Here is a 16516-nt window from a genome sequence, read left to right on the forward strand (position 1 = left end):
ACTTGATCTTTTACTTTCATATACCTAATCTTGGCGGCTCAAGCCATTTGAAGGGCGGCGACGCCGTTCTTGCGAGAGTCATGGACCGGTTCAAACAGATCGAAACGTTCGCCGCGGTCGCGGCGAAAGGCAGCCTGTCGGCGGCTGCGCACGCGGAAGGCGTCGCGCCGGCGATCATCGGCCGCCGCCTCGACGCGCTCGAGGAGCGGCTCGGCGTGAAGCTCCTGGTGCGCACGACGCGCAAGCTCACGCTGACGTTCGAGGGGTCGGCGTTCCTGGAGGACTGCCAGCGCATCATCAACGACATGCAGAACGCGGAGGCGAGCGTGTCCGCCGGCGGCGTCAAGGCGAGCGGCCACCTGCGGATTTCCGCGCCGGGCGGCTTCGGCCGGCGGCACGTCGCGCCGCTCGTGCCCGAATTCAGCGTCGGGCACCCGGACGTGTCGGTCACGCTCGACCTGTCCGACCGGATGGTCGACCTCGTCAACGAAGGGTTCGATTGCGCGGTGCGGCTCGGCGAGCTGCCCGATTCGTCGCTGGTGTCGCTCAAGCTCGGCGAGAACCGCCGCGTGTGCGTCGCGTCCCCTGCGTATCTCGCGCGGCGCGGCACGCCCGCCACGCTCCCGGAACTCGCTCGTCACAACTGCCTCGCGCTCGCGGCGAATGCGAACCAGCAGCGCGGCTGGTCGTTCCAGGAGGACGGCAAGGTCGTGTCGATCCGCGTGAACGGCACGATGGAATGCTCGGACGGCGCGGTGCTGCACGAGTGGTGCCTCGAAGGCCACGGGCTCGCGTGGCGCTCGTGGTGGGAAGTCGGCGAGGACATCGCGGCCGGCCGGCTCGTCAGCGTGCTCGACGCGTTCGCCGCGCCGCCGATCGGCATCCATGCGGTGTTTCCGCAGCGCCGGCATCTGCCGCTGCGGGTGCGCCTGTTTCTCGACTACCTGAAGCACACGTACGAGCGGCCCGGCTATTGGGGCGAGTAGGCGACACCCGCCCGCGTGTTTCCGATATGAGGGCGAACCCGCTGGCGAGGCGGTGAGCGCGATTTCGCACACTACAATCGTAAGAGGCATGCGCGCCGTGTCGCGGCCGGCTCGGCTGGATTCGCGGCGCGCGTGCGATTGACGAAGGAGGGCGCGATGTTCCGGCACATCCTCGTTCCAACCGACGGTTCCGAACTGTCGAAGAAGGCGATCGACGGTGCGATCGACCTGGCTCGTGCGGTCGGCGCGCGCGTGACGGCCTACGCGTGCTTGCCGCAATACCCGTACTCGCCGTTTTCCGAAGTGATCATCGAGCCGCCCGCCGATTTCCGCGCACGCAGCGAGCGCGAGGCGCGTGCGCATCTCGACGAGGTGGAAGCGGCCGCGAAGGCGGCCGGGGTCGCGTGCGACACGTGGACGAGCGTGCATCCGTCGCCGTATCTCGGCATCATCGAGGCGGCCGAGCGCGGCGGCTGCGACGTGATCTTCATGGCGTCCCACGGACGCCGCGGGCTCGGCAGCCTGCTGATCGGCAGCGAGACGCAGCGCGTGCTGACCCATACGAAAATTCCGGTGATCGTCTATCGTTAGGGCGGCGCCGGCCGTGGCCGGGCGGGCTGCGCCGTCGAAAAAGGGCGCGCCGGACGAAGCCGGCGCGCATCGTTGCTGGCGGCCCGCAGGCCGCCGCGCGGCCGGTCGCGCAATGGGACTCGCGCGCCTGCCGTCTCCTCCCTGATTGTTGTCCGGTGGCCGATGCCGCGGCGTCGCGAGACGCGGCGGCATCGGCGTCACGCTCGCGCGTGTTACGCGACCTTCTTGCCGTCGAAGAACTGTTCGTCCTCGGTCGAGCCATGCAGCGCGGTCGTCGACGCTTCGCGTTCGACCGTCTGCGTCACCGCGTCGAAGTAGCCGGTGCCGACCTCGCGCTGGTGCTTGACGGCCGTGAAGCCCTTGTCGGCTGCCGCGAACTCCGCCTGCTGCAGTTCGACGAACGCGCTCATCTGCGTGCGTGCGTAGCCGTGCGCGAGGTTGAACATCGAGTAGTTCAGCGCATGGAAGCCGGCCAGCGTGATGAACTGGAACTTGTAGCCCATCGCGCCGAGCTCCTTCTGGAACTTCGCGATCGTCGCGTCGTCGAGGTTCTTCTTCCAGTTGAACGACGGCGAGCAGTTGTACGACAGCAGCTTGCCCGGGAACTGCTTGTGGATCGCTTCCGCGAACTTCTTCGCGTACTCGAGATCGGGCTTGCCGGTTTCGCACCAGATCAGGTCCGCGTACGGCGCGTACGCGAGGCCGCGCGAGATGGCCTGTTCGAGGCCCGGCTTCGTGCGGAAGAAGCCTTCCACCGTGCGCTCGCCCGTCAGGAACGGCTTGTCGTTGTCGTCGATGTCGGACGTGATCAGGTCGGCCGCTTCCGCGTCGGTGCGGGCTACCAGCACGGTCGGCGTGCCCATCACGTCGGCCGCGAGACGCGCGGCCGACAGCTTCGCGACGGCTTCGCGTGTCGGCACGAGGACCTTGCCGCCCATGTGGCCGCATTTCTTCACCGATGCGAGCTGGTCTTCGAAGTGAACGCCCGATGCGCCTGCCTCGATCATCGCCTTCATCAGTTCGAATGCATTCAGCACGCCGCCGAAGCCGGCTTCCGCATCGGCGACGATCGGCGCGAAGAAATCGACGTAGCCTTCGTCGCCCGGGTTCTTGCCTTCCGACCACTGGATCTGGTCGGCGCGCGTCAGCGTGTTGTTGATGCGCTTCACGACGAGCGGCACCGAGTTGGCCGGGTACAGCGACTGGTCCGGGTACATTTCGCCCGCGACGTTCGCGTCGCCGGCCACTTGCCAGCCGGACAGGTAGATGGCCTTCAGGCCGGCCTTCACCTGCTGCATCGCCTGATTGCCGGTCAGCGCGCCGAGTGCGTTGACGAACGGCTCGTTGTTGATGAGGCTCCACAGTTTTTCCGCGCCGCGCTTGGCCAGCGTGTGCTCGATCGGGATCGAGCCGCGCAGGCGGACCACGTCCTCAGCCAAGTAGTTGCGCTTGATGCCCTTCCAGCGCGGATCGGTTTCCCATTGCTGCTGCAGTTCCTGTGCCTGTTGCTGACGCGACATGATGAGCTCCTTGATGCGGTGTAGGCGTGACGGCCGAGTCTGACGGTGGTGATGCCGTTCGCGAAGCGGGGAAGCGGTGCATTCCGTTTCGCGAAGTCTTGTATAAGAGTCTAGGCAAATCGGCGGGAGCGAAACAGGGGCTATTTCGGGAGGCGGTGAATTTTTTAGTTGTTTTGAATCAATGTCTTGCCGAATTAATTTCGAGATAAGAAATGCGTTTTCCTATCCCGCAATCGCGCGGCTTGTGCCTTGCAGCATGATTTTTTACGACGCAAAAAAATTTTCCGCATCGTGAAATTGGCGGCGAGGCAAAAAAAACCGGCGCGGATGCGCCGGTGGGCTGGATGGCCGGGGTTGCCGATCCGCAGGGCGGCCGCGGGCCGCCCGTGTGTGCTTACCTTACGATGCCGAATTGCCGCGGCGCGGGCCGCCGCTGCGCTGACCGTCGCGACGCGGGCCGCCGTCACGGCTGCCGCCGGGCTTGCCGCTCCAGCCGCCGCCATTGCCGCCGCCGTAGCTGCGGCCGGCGCCGTTGCCGTTGCCCGCATAACCGCCGCCCGGCTTGCCGCCGAAACGACGACCGCCGTTACCGCCACCCGGGCGGCCGCGGCCGCCGTTGCCGCCGTTGCGCGGGGGAGCCTTGCGTGGCTCGAAACCTTCGATCACGTTGACCGGCAGCGGCGAGCGCACGAAGCGCTCGATGCGCTTGAGCGCGCCTTGCTCGGCATGATGCACGAGGCTCACCGCGATACCCGAACGGCCTGCGCGACCGGTACGGCCGATACGGTGCACGTAGTCTTCCGCGAACTTCGGCAGATCGTAGTTGAACACGTGCGTGATGCCCGGGATGTCGATGCCGCGGGCCGCGACGTCGGTGGCCACCAGCACGCGCACGCGGCGCTCGCGCAGCGCACGAATCGTGCGGTTACGCGCGCCTTGCGGCAGGTCGCCGTGCAGCGCGGCCGATTCGAAGCCTGCGTCGGCGAGACGGCCGGCGAGCTGATCGGCGTCGATCTTGGTCGCCGTGAAGATGATCGCCTGGTCGAGCGCGTCGTCGCGCAGCAGGTGATCGAGCAGGCGATCCTTGTGGTCGCGATCGTCGACGTAATGGACGGTCTGCGCGATATTTGCGCGCGACTCGAGGCGCTGCTGGATCTCGATGCGCTCCGGGTCCTTCAGCAGGCGGCTCGTCAGCGAACCGATCTTGCCGTCGAGCGTGGCCGAGAACAGCATCGTCTGGCGAGATTCCGGCGTGGCGGCGACGATCGTTTCGATGTCTTCGATGAAGCCCATGTCGAGCATGCGGTCGGCTTCGTCGAGCACGAGCATCTTCAGTTCCGACAGGTCGATGCGGCCGCGCTCGAGGTGATCGAGCAGGCGGCCCGGCGTGGCGACCAGGATTTCCGGGTTCTTCGCGAGCAGCATCAGCTGCTGGCCGTAGGCGACGCCGCCGAGAATGCTGACCGTGCGCAGGCGCTTCAGATGCTTGCCGTACGTCGATGCGGCCGTCGTGACCTGCATCGCGAGTTCGCGGGTCGGTGTCAGCACGAGCAGGCCCGGGCGCGCGACGGGTTGCGGGCGGCGCACGCGGCGGTCGCCCTGGTTCGGTTCACGCGGCGCGCGCGGCTGCTGCGCCTGCGTCTTCTGGAGCTGCGCGAAACGTTCGATCGCGGGCAGCATGAATGCGGCCGTCTTGCCCGAACCGGTCGGGCTCGACACCAGCAGGTCGCGGCCGGCGATGCCGGCCGGAATCGCGCGCTGCTGGACCGGCGTCGGCTTCACGTAGCCGGCGGCCTGCAGCGCGGAGACGATCTCCGGCGACAACCCGAGCGACGCGAAGCTCGGCTCGTCCGACGCCGGTTCGACTGCGGCCGGTGCGGCGGCGGCGTCGAGACCGAGCGCCTGGTCGGCGATCGCGTTGAGCGGGCTGGAGTTGATGCTCGAAGTCATAACAATCCTTGAAACAACACAGTGGGTGAAACGTCGGCGCCAATCGCGCATACCCAAGTCGTCGGATTCAGCGAGCAAATCGGGAAACGGGTGCAATCCGCCGAACCGTCGGCGGATGAGGCATTAGAAGCTGTTTTGGGTGCGGCGCGCTTCAGGAGCGGGACCGCCAGCCTAGTTGACGACCGCGAGGGTCGAAGCAGGAGGGGACAGGTTCTAAACCGGATTGGAGCTTAACGCTACGAGGCGTCGGCCGGAACGGCTTGCGAGCCGAGCGCGGGAGGTGACGCAGGCCGCATTATAGAGAAATTTGCTGCGCTGCGCCACTGATTTGATTGCCGATTGCGGCGAGGGCGATCCGGTCAGGACGCCGTGCCGTTTTTCAGCGATTCGACGAGTTCGATGTACTGCTGCTTCGCCGCATCCTGCGACGTGCCCTTCAGTGCGTCCCACGCATCGTACTTGTATTTGCCCACGATGTCGGTGAAGCCGGGCTTGTCGCCGTGCGCATCGCCGTCGGTCGCCTGCTTGAAGAGCGCGTACAGGCGCAGCAGGGTCAGGTTGCCCGGCCGCTCCGTCAGTTGCTTGACGTCGATCTGGGCCTGGTCGAATCGGGCGGTGAGGTCGCTCATCGGGTGTCTCCGTAAGGGTTTCAGATCGGCCGATCTTAACAAGCGAGCCGTCGCGCGGGGTCGAGCGATCCTTCCAAACCGCGGCCGGCGCCGCGCGTGCGCACAGATCGAACCCGATCGCCCGTGGGAGCGGGGCGGCGCATTACAATGTCGGCCATGACGCAAACAGTGCTCCTCGCCATCGATACGTCGACCGAATACTGCTCGGTCGCGCTGCTGCGCTCGGCCCAGGCCGATGACGCCGTTTCCACCCCGCAAACCTGGGTTCGTCACGAGCCGACGGGCGCCGTGTCGAGCACGCGCGTGCTGCCGGCGATCCAGGAACTCTTCGCCGAATCGGGGCTGACGCTCGCCGATTGCGACGCGATCGCGTTCGGCGCGGGCCCCGGCTCGTTCACGGGCCTGCGTACCGCGACGGGCATTACCCAGGGCCTCGCGTTCGGGAGCGGGCTGCCGGTCGTGCCGATCGGCACGCTGCTCGCATGCGCCGAGCACGCGCGGCTGCGCGCACCCGGCACGGCCCGTGTGCTCGCCGCGCTCGACGCGCGGATGGACGAAGCCTACTGGGCGGATTTCGCGTGGGACGACGGCGCCGGCGACTGGCGCACGGTGCATCCGGCGTCGCTCGACGCACCGGGTGCGGTCGGCGTACCCGACGCGCCGTTCACGCTCGCCGGCAATGCGGCCGCGGCATTCGGCGCGCAATTGCCGGCCGCCGCGCGGGCCGCCGCGATCGACGGCGACGCGCTGCCGCATGCGCTGGCGGTCGCGCATGCCGCGCTGCGCGCGTTCCGCGCGGGGCGTGCGGTGCCGGCCGACCGGGCCGCGCCCGAATACGTGCGCGACAAGGTCGCGCAGACCACGGCCGAGCGCATCGCGGCACGGGCCGCGCAGACGGGCGGAGCGAAGGGATGACGGGCGTCCTGCTGAGCGACCGCTATCTGGCGCCGATGACGGACGCCGATCTCGACGAGGTCGTCGCGATCGAGCAGGTCGCGTACGAATTCCCGTGGAGCCGCGGCAACTTCGAGGATTCGTTGCGCAACGGCTATCTGGGCGTGTGCCTGCGGCACGTGACCGGGTCGCTCGTCGGCTATTGCGTGCTGATGCCCGTGATCGACGAGATGCATTTGCTGAACCTGTGCGTCGCGCCGGCCGCGCAGCATGCGGGCGCGGGCCTCGCGCTGCTGCGCGAGGCGGTGCGCATTTCGCGCGCGGAGCGGCTCGACGGCGTGCTGCTCGAGGTGCGGCCGTCCAATCCGCGCGCGATTCATCTGTACGAGCGCTTCGGCTTCGTGACGATCGGCCGGCGCAAGAACTACTATCCGGCGAAGCATCGCAGCCGGGAGGACGCGATCGTGATGCGTCTGACGCTGAACAAGGACGAGGGGGATGCGCATGGCGTGGTCTGAAGCGGCGCTCGAGGAACTGGGCCTCGCGCAGATCTGGGTACGGCGCGGGCAACGCGCGGGCGAGGGCGCGGCAGCCGACGCGCGTGCCGTCGCGCCAACCGCGGCGGCCGACGACGGTCCCGTCGTCGCGGCCGATCGGCCGACGCGTGCGGCGCGTGCACCGGGGCAGGACGACGCGCCAGCGGCCGTCGAGCGTGGCGCTGCCGACGGCTTGCCGGCTCGCGAGTCGCGGGCGCCGGCGCACGGTGTCGTCGATGGCGATCGCCCGCCCGCGCAGGCCGTATCGTCCGCGTCGGCCGCATCGCCCGATACGATGCCGCCGAAGGCTGATGCGTCGCCCGCTGCGGACGACGATTTCGCATGGTTCGACGCGGCGCCGCAGGACGATTCCGTGCCGGCCGCTGCATTGCGTCCCGCCGGCACACCGGTCGCCGCGCTCGACTGGGATGCGCTGGCCGCGCGCGTGGCGGACTGCACGCTGTGCCGTCTGTGCGAGAAGCGGACCAACACCGTGTTCGGGGTAGGCGACCGCGAAGCGGACTGGATGCTGATCGGCGAAGCGCCGGGCGAGAACGAGGACAAGCAGGGCGAGCCGTTCGTCGGCCAGGCCGGCAAGCTGCTCGACAACATGCTGCAGTCGCTGTCGCTCAAGCGCGGCGACAACGTGTACATCGCGAACGTGATCAAGTGCCGTCCGCCCGGCAACCGCAACCCGGAGCCGGACGAGGTCGCGAGCTGCGAGCCTTATCTGCAGCGCCAGGTCGCGCTCGTGAAGCCGAAGCTGATCGTCGCGCTCGGCCGTTTTGCCGCGCAGACGCTGCTGAAGACGGACGCGAGCATCGCGTCGCTGCGCGGCCGCGTGCATGCGTACGAGGGCGTGCCGGTGATCGTCACTTACCACCCGGCCTACCTGCTGCGCAGCCTGCAGGACAAGTCGAAGGCGTGGGCCGACCTGTGCCTCGCGCGCGACACGTTCCGGCGTGCGGAAGGCGCCGACGCGAACGGCCCGACCGGGCAATGACGACTGGCGCGGCGTGCGCGTTCGTCGATACGCTGCATGACGTCGCGGTGCGCGACCTGGGCTGGCTACTGGCCAGCCCGAGCCTGCTCACCGCGGTGCCGGGCGCACCGCTCGCCCGCCCCTGGCCGGACGCGGCCGGGCAAGCGGCCGGGCAAGCGTGGCTCGCCGCGCTCGATGCACGGCCGGAGCCGCTGCATCGCGCGCTCGACGGGTTTCGGCCCACCCGGCTCGGACGCTACGCCGAATGCCTGCTCGAGTATTTTCTGACGCACGGGCCGTCGCTGCGGCTCGTCGCGGCCAATCTGCCGCTGCGCAGCAACGGCCGCACGCTCGGCGAAGTCGATTTTCTCGTCGATGCGCCGGACGGCCGGCGCCTGCATTGGGAACTCGCGGTGAAGTGCTATCTGTGCGCGCCGGTCCGCGACGGCGCGTCGCTCGCCGACTTCGTCGGCCCCAATCTCGTCGATCGGTTCGATCGCAAGCGCAGCCGGCTGCTCGACCACCAGTTGCGGCTCGGCGAACACGACGGCTTTGCCCGGCTTGGCTACGGCGCGCCGTCCGACGCGCAGATGTTCATCAAGGGCTGGCTGTTCCATCCGTACGGCACACCGGTATCGCCGGTGTCCGCCGAAATCGCGCCGGACCACCCGCGCGGTTTCTGGTTGACGCACGCGCAGTGGCCGGCGTGGGCGGCCGCGCAGCGTGACGGCGCGGCATGGAGCGTGTTGCCGAGGCTGGCGTGGCTGGCGCCGCGGCGAGCCGCCGCCGGCGCAGGTGTCGAGCCCGAGCCGCTGGCGAGCGCACCGGAACTGCCGCCCGTGCTGGCGATGCGCCAGGCGCCCGACCTGATCGGCATCCATGAAAAGGGCAGCGACGGCACGTGGCACGAGACGGCGCGCGGTTTCGTCGTGCCCGACGACTGGCCGGCGCGCGCGCAGGCGTTCGCGGCGCAGGATCGCTGACGCTGCGTCAGCCGGCGCTCACCACCAGCGATGAAAGTGATGGACCGGGCCGACGCCGTGGCCGACGTCGAGCTGGCCGCTCGCGGCGATCGCGCCGGTCAGGTAGGTCTTGGCGTCGCGTACCGCGCTTTCCAGGTCGGGCCGCTGCGGCAGCAGCGCGGCGATCGCCGACGACAGCGTGCAGCCGGTGCCGTGCGTGTTGCCGACCGGCAGGCGCGCGCCGTCGAGCCGCACGGTGCGTGTCGCGTCGACGAGCCAGTCGGGGCTCGCGGACGCGTCGGGCAGGTGGCCGCCCTTCATCAACACGGCGCGCGCGCCCGTCTGCAGCAAGGTCTGGCCTTGCCGGACCATGTCGTCTTCGGTGGACGCGGGCGCATCGTTCAGCAAGGCGGCCGCTTCGGGCAGGTTCGGCGTGACGACCGTCGCGAGCGGCAGCAGCGTGTCGCGCAGCGCGTCGACGGCATCGGGCGCGAGCAGCGCGTGGGCGCTCTTCGAGATCATCACCGTGTCGAGCACGACGAAGCGCGGCGCGTGACGGCGCAGCGCGTCGGCGACCGCGTGCACGATCGCCGCGTTGGCGAGCATCCCGATCTTGACCGCATCGATGCGGATGTCGTCGAACACCGCGTCGAGTTGCGCGGTGACGAATGCGGCGTCCGGCGCATGCACGCCCGTCACGCCGCGCGTGTTTTGCGCGGTCAGCGCGGTGATCACGCTCGCGCCATACGCGCCGAGCGCGGAAAACGTCTTCAGGTCGGCCTGGATGCCTGCGCCGCCGCCCGAATCGGAGCCGGCGATCGTCAGGATGTTGGGTATCGGGTGCGTCATGAGGGCAACGTGCCGGTTCGACGACCGGCGCCGGCGGACGAAAACGGAAAGTGTAGCGTCAGTGCCGCGATTCGCCGATCAGCGCAACCGAGTCGAACTGACGCTGGTTCGCCTGGTGGCGGCGCATCACGAGCCACATCGTCAGGCAGACGAACGTGCCGAACAGCACGATCACGACGCCGACCGGCACGTCGAGCCACACGAGCACCGCATACAGGCACAGCATCACGAGCACCGACAGGTTCTCGTTGAAGTTCTGCACCGCGATCGAATGGCCGGCCGACAGCAGCACGTGGCCGCGATGCTGCAGCAGTGCGTTCATCGGCACGACGAAGTAGCCGGACAGCGCGCCGACGCCGATCAGGAAGATGTAGGCGACGATCAGGTAGAACGGCAGGCGCAGATGGCCGAAGTGCACGGCCCAGTGCGACGGGAACAGGTCGCGCGTGTAGAACGCCATCAGCATCACCGCGATGCCCATGACGATGCCGACGGGCAGCACGGTCAGCGACTTCTTCAGCGGAATCCGGGCGGCGGCGGCGATCGCGCCGGCCGCGACGCCGACCGCGACCACGGCCTGCAGGATCGCGCCTTCGGACAGCGACATGTTGAGCGATACCTCGGCCCATTTCAGCACGATGAACTGCAGCGTCGCGCCGGCCCCCCAGAACAGCGTGGTGACCGCGAGCGAAATCTGGCCGAGCTTGTCGCGCCAGAGCACCATGAAGCAGTCGGCGAAATCGGTGAGCAGCTTGACCGGGCCGCGTTCCTGCTTCGGATAGCGGGCGCCCGTGTCGGGAATGCGCAGGTTGAACAGCGCGGCGACCACGTAGATCGCCATGATGATCGCCATCGCGGCTTCGGCGGGCGTGCCGATCCAGGCGGGCGTGTGCGCGATCACGTGCGACGCGATGTGCGGGCTGATCAGCGCGCCGCCGAGCACGGTGCCGAGGATGATCGAGCTGACGGTCGTGCCTTCGATCCAGCCGTTCGCGGCGACCAGCCGGTCGGCCGGCAGCAGTTCGGTGAGAATCCCGTACTTGGCGGGCGAGTAGGCCGCCGCGCCGAAACCGACGATCCCGTACGCAATCAGCGGGTGGGCGCCGAACAGCATGATCATGCAGCCGACCACCTTGATCGAGTTGGTGATGAACATCACGCGGCCCTTCGGGCGCGAATCCGCGAACGCACCGACATACGCCGCCAACACCACATACGACAACACGAAGAACAGCTTCAGCAGCGGTGTCATCCAGTTGGGGGCGTGGAGGTCTTTCAGCAGGGCGATGGCGGCGATGAGAAGCGCATTGTCGGCCAGCGACGAGAAAAACTGCGCGGCCATGATGGTGTAAAAACCTTTTTTCATCTGATGCGATGCTTTCGTCGCTGCGGCAGGGCCGCGTAGGCCGCCTGGTATGCGATCGGCTTATTCCGTTCGAAATGGGTTGTGCGCACGGCTTTATAACACGAAAATACGGCAATTCGGACTAGCAAGATTCCCCGATCGTTCCGCCAATTGTCGGCTTCGGTGCTCAAAAGGCGCGGTAAGCTGATGATTCGCAAGCGTCTTTACGTAAATTTCCCATGCCGCGCCCGATCTCCGCCACCATCCACACCGCCGCTCTGGCGAACAATCTCTCCGTCGTCCGCCGCTATGCCGGCCCGTCCAAGGTCTGGGCGGTCGTCAAGGCGAACGCATACGGCCACGGGCTCGCGCGCGTGTTCCCCGGCCTGCGCGGTACCGACGGGTTCGGGCTGCTCGACCTCGACGAAGCCGTCAAGCTGCGCGAGCTCGGCTGGGCCGGCCCGATCCTGCTGCTCGAAGGCTTCTTCCGCTCGACCGACATCGACGTGATCGACCGCTACAGCCTGACGACGACCGTCCACAACGACGAGCAGATGCGGATGCTGGAGACGGCGCGGCTGTCGAAGCCCGTCAACGTGCAGCTCAAGATGAACAGCGGGATGAACCGGCTCGGTTACGTGCCGGAGAAGTACCGTGCCGCGTGGGAGCGCGCCCGCGCGTGCCCGGGCATCGGCCAGATCACGTTGATGACCCATTTTTCGGACGCGGACAACGAGCGCGGCGTCGCCGAGCAGCTCGCGACGTTCGAGCGCGGTGCGGAAAACATCGCCGGCGCGCGCAGTCTCGCGAATTCGGCGGCCGTGCTGTGGCATCCGGACACGCACTTCGACTGGGTGCGGCCGGGGATCGTGCTGTACGGGGCGTCGCCGTCCGGGCTGTCGTCCGATATCGCCGACACGGGGTTGAAGCCCGCGATGACGCTCGCGTCCGAGCTGATCGCGGTGCAGACGATCGAGAAGGGCCAGGCGATCGGCTATGGCTCGACGTTCTCCGCGCAGGCGCGGATGCGGATCGGCGTCGTCGCGTGCGGTTACGCGGACGGCTATCCGCGCGTCGCGCCGGAAGGCACGCCGGTGATCGTCGACGGCATCCGCACGCGGATCGTCGGTCGCGTGTCGATGGACATGATCACCGTCGACCTGACGCCGTGCCCGCAGGCCGGCGTCGGCGCGCGCGTCGAGCTGTGGGGCAACGCGCTGCCGATCGACGACGTCGCGCGCCATTGCGGCACGATCGGCTACGAGCTGATGTGCGCGGTCGCCGCGCGCGTGCCGGTGCGAGCGGAATAAGGGCGTCGCGCGTGGCCAAACAGAAAACCGTTTACGTCTGCAGCGAGTGCGGCGGACAGACCCCCAAGTGGCAGGGCCAGTGCCCGTCGTGCCAGGCCTGGAACACTCTCGTCGAATCGGTCGCCGAATCGCCGGCGGCCCATCGTTTCCAGTCGCTCGCGAAGCGGGCGCCGGTGCAGCGTCTCGTCGACATCGAGGCCGCCGACGTACCGCGCTTCTCGACCGGCATCGGCGAATTCGACCGCGTGCTGGGCGGCGGGCTGGTCCCCGGCGGCGTCGTGCTGATCGGCGGCGATCCGGGCATCGGCAAGTCGACGCTGCTGCTGCAGTCGCTCGCGGATATCGCGAGCGAGCGGCGCGCGCTCTATATCAGCGGCGAGGAATCGGCCGCGCAGATCGCGTTGCGTGCGCAACGGCTCGCGCTGCTGGACGGCGGCGCGCCGGCGGCCGAACTGAAGCTGCTCGCCGAGATCCAGCTCGAGAAGATCCAGGCCGCGATCGATGCGGAGCGGCCGGACGTGGCCGTCATCGACTCGATCCAGACCGTCTATTCGGACGCGCTCACGTCGGCGCCCGGCTCGGTCGCGCAGGTGCGCGAATGCGCGGCGCAGCTCACGCGCATCGCGAAACAGTCGGGCACCGCGATCATCATGGTCGGGCACGTGACGAAAGAAGGCAACCTGGCCGGCCCGCGCGTGCTCGAGCACATCGTCGACACGGTGCTGTATTTCGAGGGCGACACGCATTCGTCGTTCCGGCTCGTGCGTGCGTTCAAGAACCGCTTCGGCGCAGTCAACGAGCTCGGCGTGTTCGCAATGACCGAGCGCGGGCTGCGCGGCGTAGCCAACCCGTCCGCGCTGTTCCTGTCGCAGCACGAACAGGTCGTGCCCGGTTCGTGCGTGCTCGTCACGCAGGAAGGCACGCGGCCGCTGCTCGTCGAAATCCAGGCGCTCGTCGATACGGCGCACGTGCCGAACCCGCGCCGGCTCGCGGTCGGCCTCGAGCAAAACCGGCTCGCGATGCTGCTCGCGGTGCTGCACCGGCACGCGGGCATCGCGTGCTTCGACCAGGACGTGTTCCTGAATGCGGTGGGCGGCGTGAAGATCACCGAACCGGCCGCCGACCTCGCGGTGCTGCTCGCGATTCACTCGTCGATGCGCAACAAGGCGCTGCCGAAAGGGCTGATCGTGTTCGGCGAGGTGGGGTTGGCAGGCGAGATCCGGCCGTCTCCGCGCGGGCAGGAACGACTGCGCGAAGCGGCGAAGCTCGGCTTCACGTCCGCGCTGATTCCGAAGGCGAATGCGCCGAAACAGGCGATCGAAGGGCTGAACGTGATGGCCGTCGAGCGGCTCGAGCAGGCGATCGACCGCGTGCGCGATCTCGAATGAGCGAGCCGGCGCGTGCGGGCCGGGCGTCGCCGGACGATCTGTCGCGTAATTCACTGTAAAGAATATGTAGGCTGCTGTAACCCGCCGGACATCGCTTTTCCCTATCCTTTGCCGGATTGTCGAACCGCGCAATGCGAAGGGAACCTATGTTGAAATCGTATGGGGAAGCGCCTGGCGGACGCCTTTACAACCTGCGCGGCTGCCGCGTGTCGGAGCCGATTCGCCAGCCGTGGGGCGGCGGATGCCGGATCGTCGAATGGATCGACGAAGAAGGGCGCCTGGCGCGCAAGGTCGTGTCCGAGGATGTGACGGAAGCGGAAGTCGTCGCGGCGATTCGCCGGCCGACCAAAGGGCGCCGATACCTGATGGGCGACGACGAGCAGATGCCGCGCGACACGCTGCCGCGTCGCTGAGCGGATCGCGCGGCGGGCCGACGCGGCAGTGACCGACGAGGCCGGGCCAGGTGCCCGGCTTCGTCGTTTTCGCGGCCGGGCCGTTTCGTCGGGCATGGACGCTCCGACGCACCGCGCCGCCGATGACGCGATCGTCGGCTGACGGCCCGGCGGCCGCGGTCAGCCGATCTGCTCGAGTTCTTCCTGCGCGGCGAGCCAGTCGGCCTCGACCGTCTCGAGCCGCGTGTTGACCTCGCCTAGCTTGCGGATCGCGTCGGTCAGTTCCGTCTTGCGCGCGGCCTCGTAGCTCGCCGGATCGGCGACGAACGCATCGAGGCGCGCCTTCTCCGCGTGCAGCGCTTCCATTTCCTTTTCGAGCTTCGTGATGCGGTTCTGCAGCGGCTTCTTCAACTGCGACAACCGCTGGCGTTCCTCGGCCGCCTGGCGCTTCTGGTCCTTGCGGTTGACGCCCGGATCGGCACCCGCGGCGGCCGCGCTGTTGGCCTTCGCGGCCGCGCGCTGCTCGGCCGCATGCTGCAGCAGCCAGTCGCGGTAGTCGTCGAGGTCGCCGTCGAACGGCTGCAGCCGGTGCTTCGCGACCAGCATGAACTGGTCGGTCGTCGCGCGCAGCAGGTGACGGTCGTGCGACACGAGGATCAGCGTGCCTTCGAACTGCGCGAGCGCCATCGTCAGCGCGTGGCGCGTCTCGAGGTCGAGGTGGTTCGTCGGTTCGTCGAGCAGCAGCAGGTTCGGCTTCTGCCAGATGATCAGGGCTAGTGCGAGGCGCGCTTTTTCGCCGCCCGAGAACGGCCCGACCGGGCTGGTCGCCATGTCGCCCGAGAAATTGAAGCCGCCGAGGAAGTCGCGCAATTCCTGCTCGCGCGTGTCGGGCGCGAGCCGCGCCAGGTGCGCGAGCGGCGAATCGTCTTCGCGCAGCGTTTCGAGCTGGTGCTGCGCGAAATAGCCGATCGTCAGCCCCTTGCCGTCGCGCACCTGCCCCGACAGGGGTGCGAGCGTGCCGGCCAGTGTCTTGATCAGCGTCGACTTGCCCTGACCGTTCGCGCCCAACAGGCCGATGCGCTGGCCGTTCTGGATCGACAGTGCGACGCGCTCGACGATCGGGATGTCCGCTCCGTCGTCGGCGTGGTAGCCGCAACGGACGTCCTCCATCACCATCATCGGGTTCGGTGCGGCATCGGGCGTGCGGAATTCGAACGTGAACGGCGACGCGATGTGCGCGGGCGCGATCAGTTCCATCTTCTCGAGCGCCTTCATTCGGCTTTGCGCCTGCTTGGCCTTCGTCGCCTTGGCCTTGAAGCGGTCGACGAAGCTCTGCAGGTGCTCGATCGTCTTCTGCTGCTTTTCGTATGCGCTTTGCTGCAGCGCCAGTTGCTGCGCGCGCAGCACTTCGAACTGCGAGTAGTTGCCGCCGTAGCGCTTCACCTGGCGGTTTTCCAGATGCAGCGTGACGTTGCAGATCGAATCGAGGAATTCGCGGTCGTGCGAGATCACGACGAGCGTGCCGGGGTAGCGGTGCAACCAGTCTTCGAGCCACACGATCGCATCGAGGTCGAGGTGGTTCGTCGGTTCGTCGAGCAGCAGCAGGTCGGAGCGGCACATCAGCGCCTGCGCGAGGTTCAGCCGCATGCGCCAGCCGCCGGAGAAGCTCGCGACGGATTCGCGGGTTTGCGCGAGCGTGAAGCCGAGGCCGAGCAGCAGCGCTTCGGCGCGGGCCGGCGCGGTGTATCCGTCGGCATCGGCGAACGCCGCGTGCGCGTCGGCTTCGGCGGCGCCGTCATGCGCGGCCGAAGCGGCGGCGATGCGGGCCTCGATCTCGCGCAGCGCGACATCGCCGTCGAGCGTGTAGTCGAGCGCCGAGCGGTCGACTGCGGGCGTTTCCTGCGACACGTGGGCGATCCGCCACGACGGCGGCATCGAGAAATCGCCTCCGTCGGAATGCAGCTCGCCGCGCAGGACGGAAAACAGCGTCGACTTGCCGGCGCCGTTCGCGCCGATCAGGCCGGCTTTCTCGCCGGGATTGAGCACGAACGAGGTCGACTCGAACAGCGGCTTGGTGCCGCGCGCAAGGCTGAACTGATTGAAACGGATCACGGCGGAAATGACTGGCCAAAACCGCTATTCTAGACCGCGCACCGGTCGTGCCGGGCATCGGCCGCTCGGC

Annotated in this window: 15 protein-coding genes; 9 read left to right on the plus strand and 6 right to left on the minus strand. The window is 68.1% G+C overall.

The annotated features are described in order from the left end of the window. The first annotated feature begins 80 nt into the window (after nt 1–80). Together WS61_RS29620 and WS61_RS29625 are read left to right on the plus strand one after the other, a co-directional pair. Nucleotides 81–986, plus strand: a complete 906-nt coding sequence (locus WS61_RS29620; RefSeq protein WP_059505856.1) for a LysR family transcriptional regulator — start codon at nt 81–83, stop codon at nt 984–986. 156 nt (nt 987–1142) lie between these two features. After that, nucleotides 1143–1577 carry a universal stress protein gene (locus tag WS61_RS29625; RefSeq protein WP_059506097.1) on the plus strand — a complete coding sequence of 145 codons (435 nt, stop codon included), beginning with the start codon at nt 1143–1145 and terminating at the stop codon, nt 1575–1577. A 212-nt stretch (nt 1578–1789) separates the two neighbouring features. On the opposite strand, the gene aceA is transcribed toward WS61_RS29625, so the two are convergent. The 3 genes from aceA to WS61_RS29640 form a co-directional block, all read right to left on the minus strand. Further along, the gene (gene aceA, locus WS61_RS29630) at nt 1790–3097 is read right to left on the minus strand and encodes an isocitrate lyase (protein WP_059505858.1); all 1308 of its coding nucleotides are present in this window, start codon (nt 3095–3097) and stop codon (nt 1790–1792) included. A gap of 399 nt (nt 3098–3496) precedes the next feature. Further along, the gene (locus WS61_RS29635) at nt 3497–5047 is read right to left on the minus strand and encodes a DEAD/DEAH box helicase (RefSeq protein WP_059505860.1); all 1551 of its coding nucleotides are present in this window, start codon (nt 5045–5047) and stop codon (nt 3497–3499) included. A gap of 359 nt (nt 5048–5406) precedes the next feature. Then, nucleotides 5407–5676, minus strand: coding sequence for an acyl-CoA-binding protein (locus tag WS61_RS29640; RefSeq protein WP_059505862.1), 270 nt, complete (start codon nt 5674–5676; stop codon nt 5407–5409). A 147-nt stretch (nt 5677–5823) separates the two neighbouring features. Here WS61_RS29640 and tsaB point away from each other — a divergent pair, with 147 nt between their 5' ends. From tsaB to WS61_RS29660, 4 genes are read left to right on the plus strand one after another with little or no spacing between them, the layout of a single operon-like run. Further along, nucleotides 5824–6591 (plus strand): tRNA (adenosine(37)-N6)-threonylcarbamoyltransferase complex dimerization subunit type 1 TsaB, encoded by a 768-nt coding sequence (gene tsaB / locus WS61_RS29645; RefSeq protein WP_059505864.1) that lies wholly within the window; start codon nt 5824–5826, stop codon nt 6589–6591. Beyond that, complete coding sequence (rimI, locus tag WS61_RS29650) at nt 6588–7088, plus strand: ribosomal protein S18-alanine N-acetyltransferase (RefSeq protein ID WP_059505866.1); 501 nt, start codon at nt 6588–6590, stop codon at nt 7086–7088. Before tsaB ends, rimI begins: the two co-directional genes overlap by 4 nt. Further along, a complete protein-coding gene (locus WS61_RS29655; protein ID WP_059506099.1) occupies nt 7075–8109 on the plus strand; it encodes a uracil-DNA glycosylase in 1035 nt (344 codons plus the stop codon). The genes rimI and WS61_RS29655 overlap by 14 nt, the downstream gene beginning before the upstream one ends. Next, a complete protein-coding gene (locus tag WS61_RS29660; RefSeq protein WP_059505868.1) occupies nt 8106–9071 on the plus strand; it encodes a DUF1853 family protein in 966 nt (321 codons plus the stop codon). The genes WS61_RS29655 and WS61_RS29660 overlap by 4 nt, the downstream gene beginning before the upstream one ends. Nucleotides 9072–9089: 18 nt before the next feature. Here WS61_RS29660 and thiD read toward each other — a convergent pair whose 3' ends face one another. Both thiD and lplT read right to left on the minus strand, forming a co-directional pair. Continuing rightward, nucleotides 9090–9899 (minus strand): bifunctional hydroxymethylpyrimidine kinase/phosphomethylpyrimidine kinase, encoded by an 810-nt coding sequence (gene thiD / locus WS61_RS29665; RefSeq protein WP_059505871.1) that lies wholly within the window; start codon nt 9897–9899, stop codon nt 9090–9092. 58 nt (nt 9900–9957) lie between these two features. Then, the gene (gene lplT / locus WS61_RS29670) at nt 9958–11265 is read right to left on the minus strand and encodes a lysophospholipid transporter LplT (RefSeq protein ID WP_059505873.1); all 1308 of its coding nucleotides are present in this window, start codon (nt 11263–11265) and stop codon (nt 9958–9960) included. A 218-nt stretch (nt 11266–11483) separates the two neighbouring features. On the opposite strand from lplT, the gene alr reads away from it, so the two are divergent. The 3 genes from alr to WS61_RS29685 all read left to right on the plus strand — a co-directional run bounded on the left by alr (nt 11484) and on the right by WS61_RS29685 (nt 14355). Continuing rightward, nucleotides 11484–12554: an alanine racemase gene (alr, locus tag WS61_RS29675; RefSeq protein ID WP_059505874.1), complete on the plus strand. Its 1071-nt coding sequence runs from the start codon at nt 11484–11486 to the stop codon at nt 12552–12554. 11 nt (nt 12555–12565) lie between these two features. Continuing rightward, on the plus strand, nt 12566–13942 hold the full coding sequence (radA, locus tag WS61_RS29680) for a DNA repair protein RadA (RefSeq protein WP_034207679.1): 1377 nt from the start codon (nt 12566–12568) through the stop codon (nt 13940–13942). Nucleotides 13943–14088: 146 nt separating this feature from the next. Next, complete coding sequence (locus WS61_RS29685; protein WP_059505876.1) at nt 14089–14355, plus strand: DUF2866 domain-containing protein; 267 nt, start codon at nt 14089–14091, stop codon at nt 14353–14355. A gap of 159 nt (nt 14356–14514) precedes the next feature. Here the strand turns inward: WS61_RS29685 and WS61_RS29690 are convergent, their stop codons facing one another. After that, nucleotides 14515–16446, minus strand: coding sequence for an ATP-binding cassette domain-containing protein (locus WS61_RS29690; protein ID WP_059505878.1), 1932 nt, complete (start codon nt 16444–16446; stop codon nt 14515–14517). Between the last annotated feature and the right edge of the window lie 70 nt (nt 16447–16516).

Source organism: Burkholderia sp. ABCPW 11 (genome assembly GCF_001523445.1).
Taxonomy (GTDB): Bacteria; Pseudomonadota; Gammaproteobacteria; order Burkholderiales; family Burkholderiaceae; genus Burkholderia.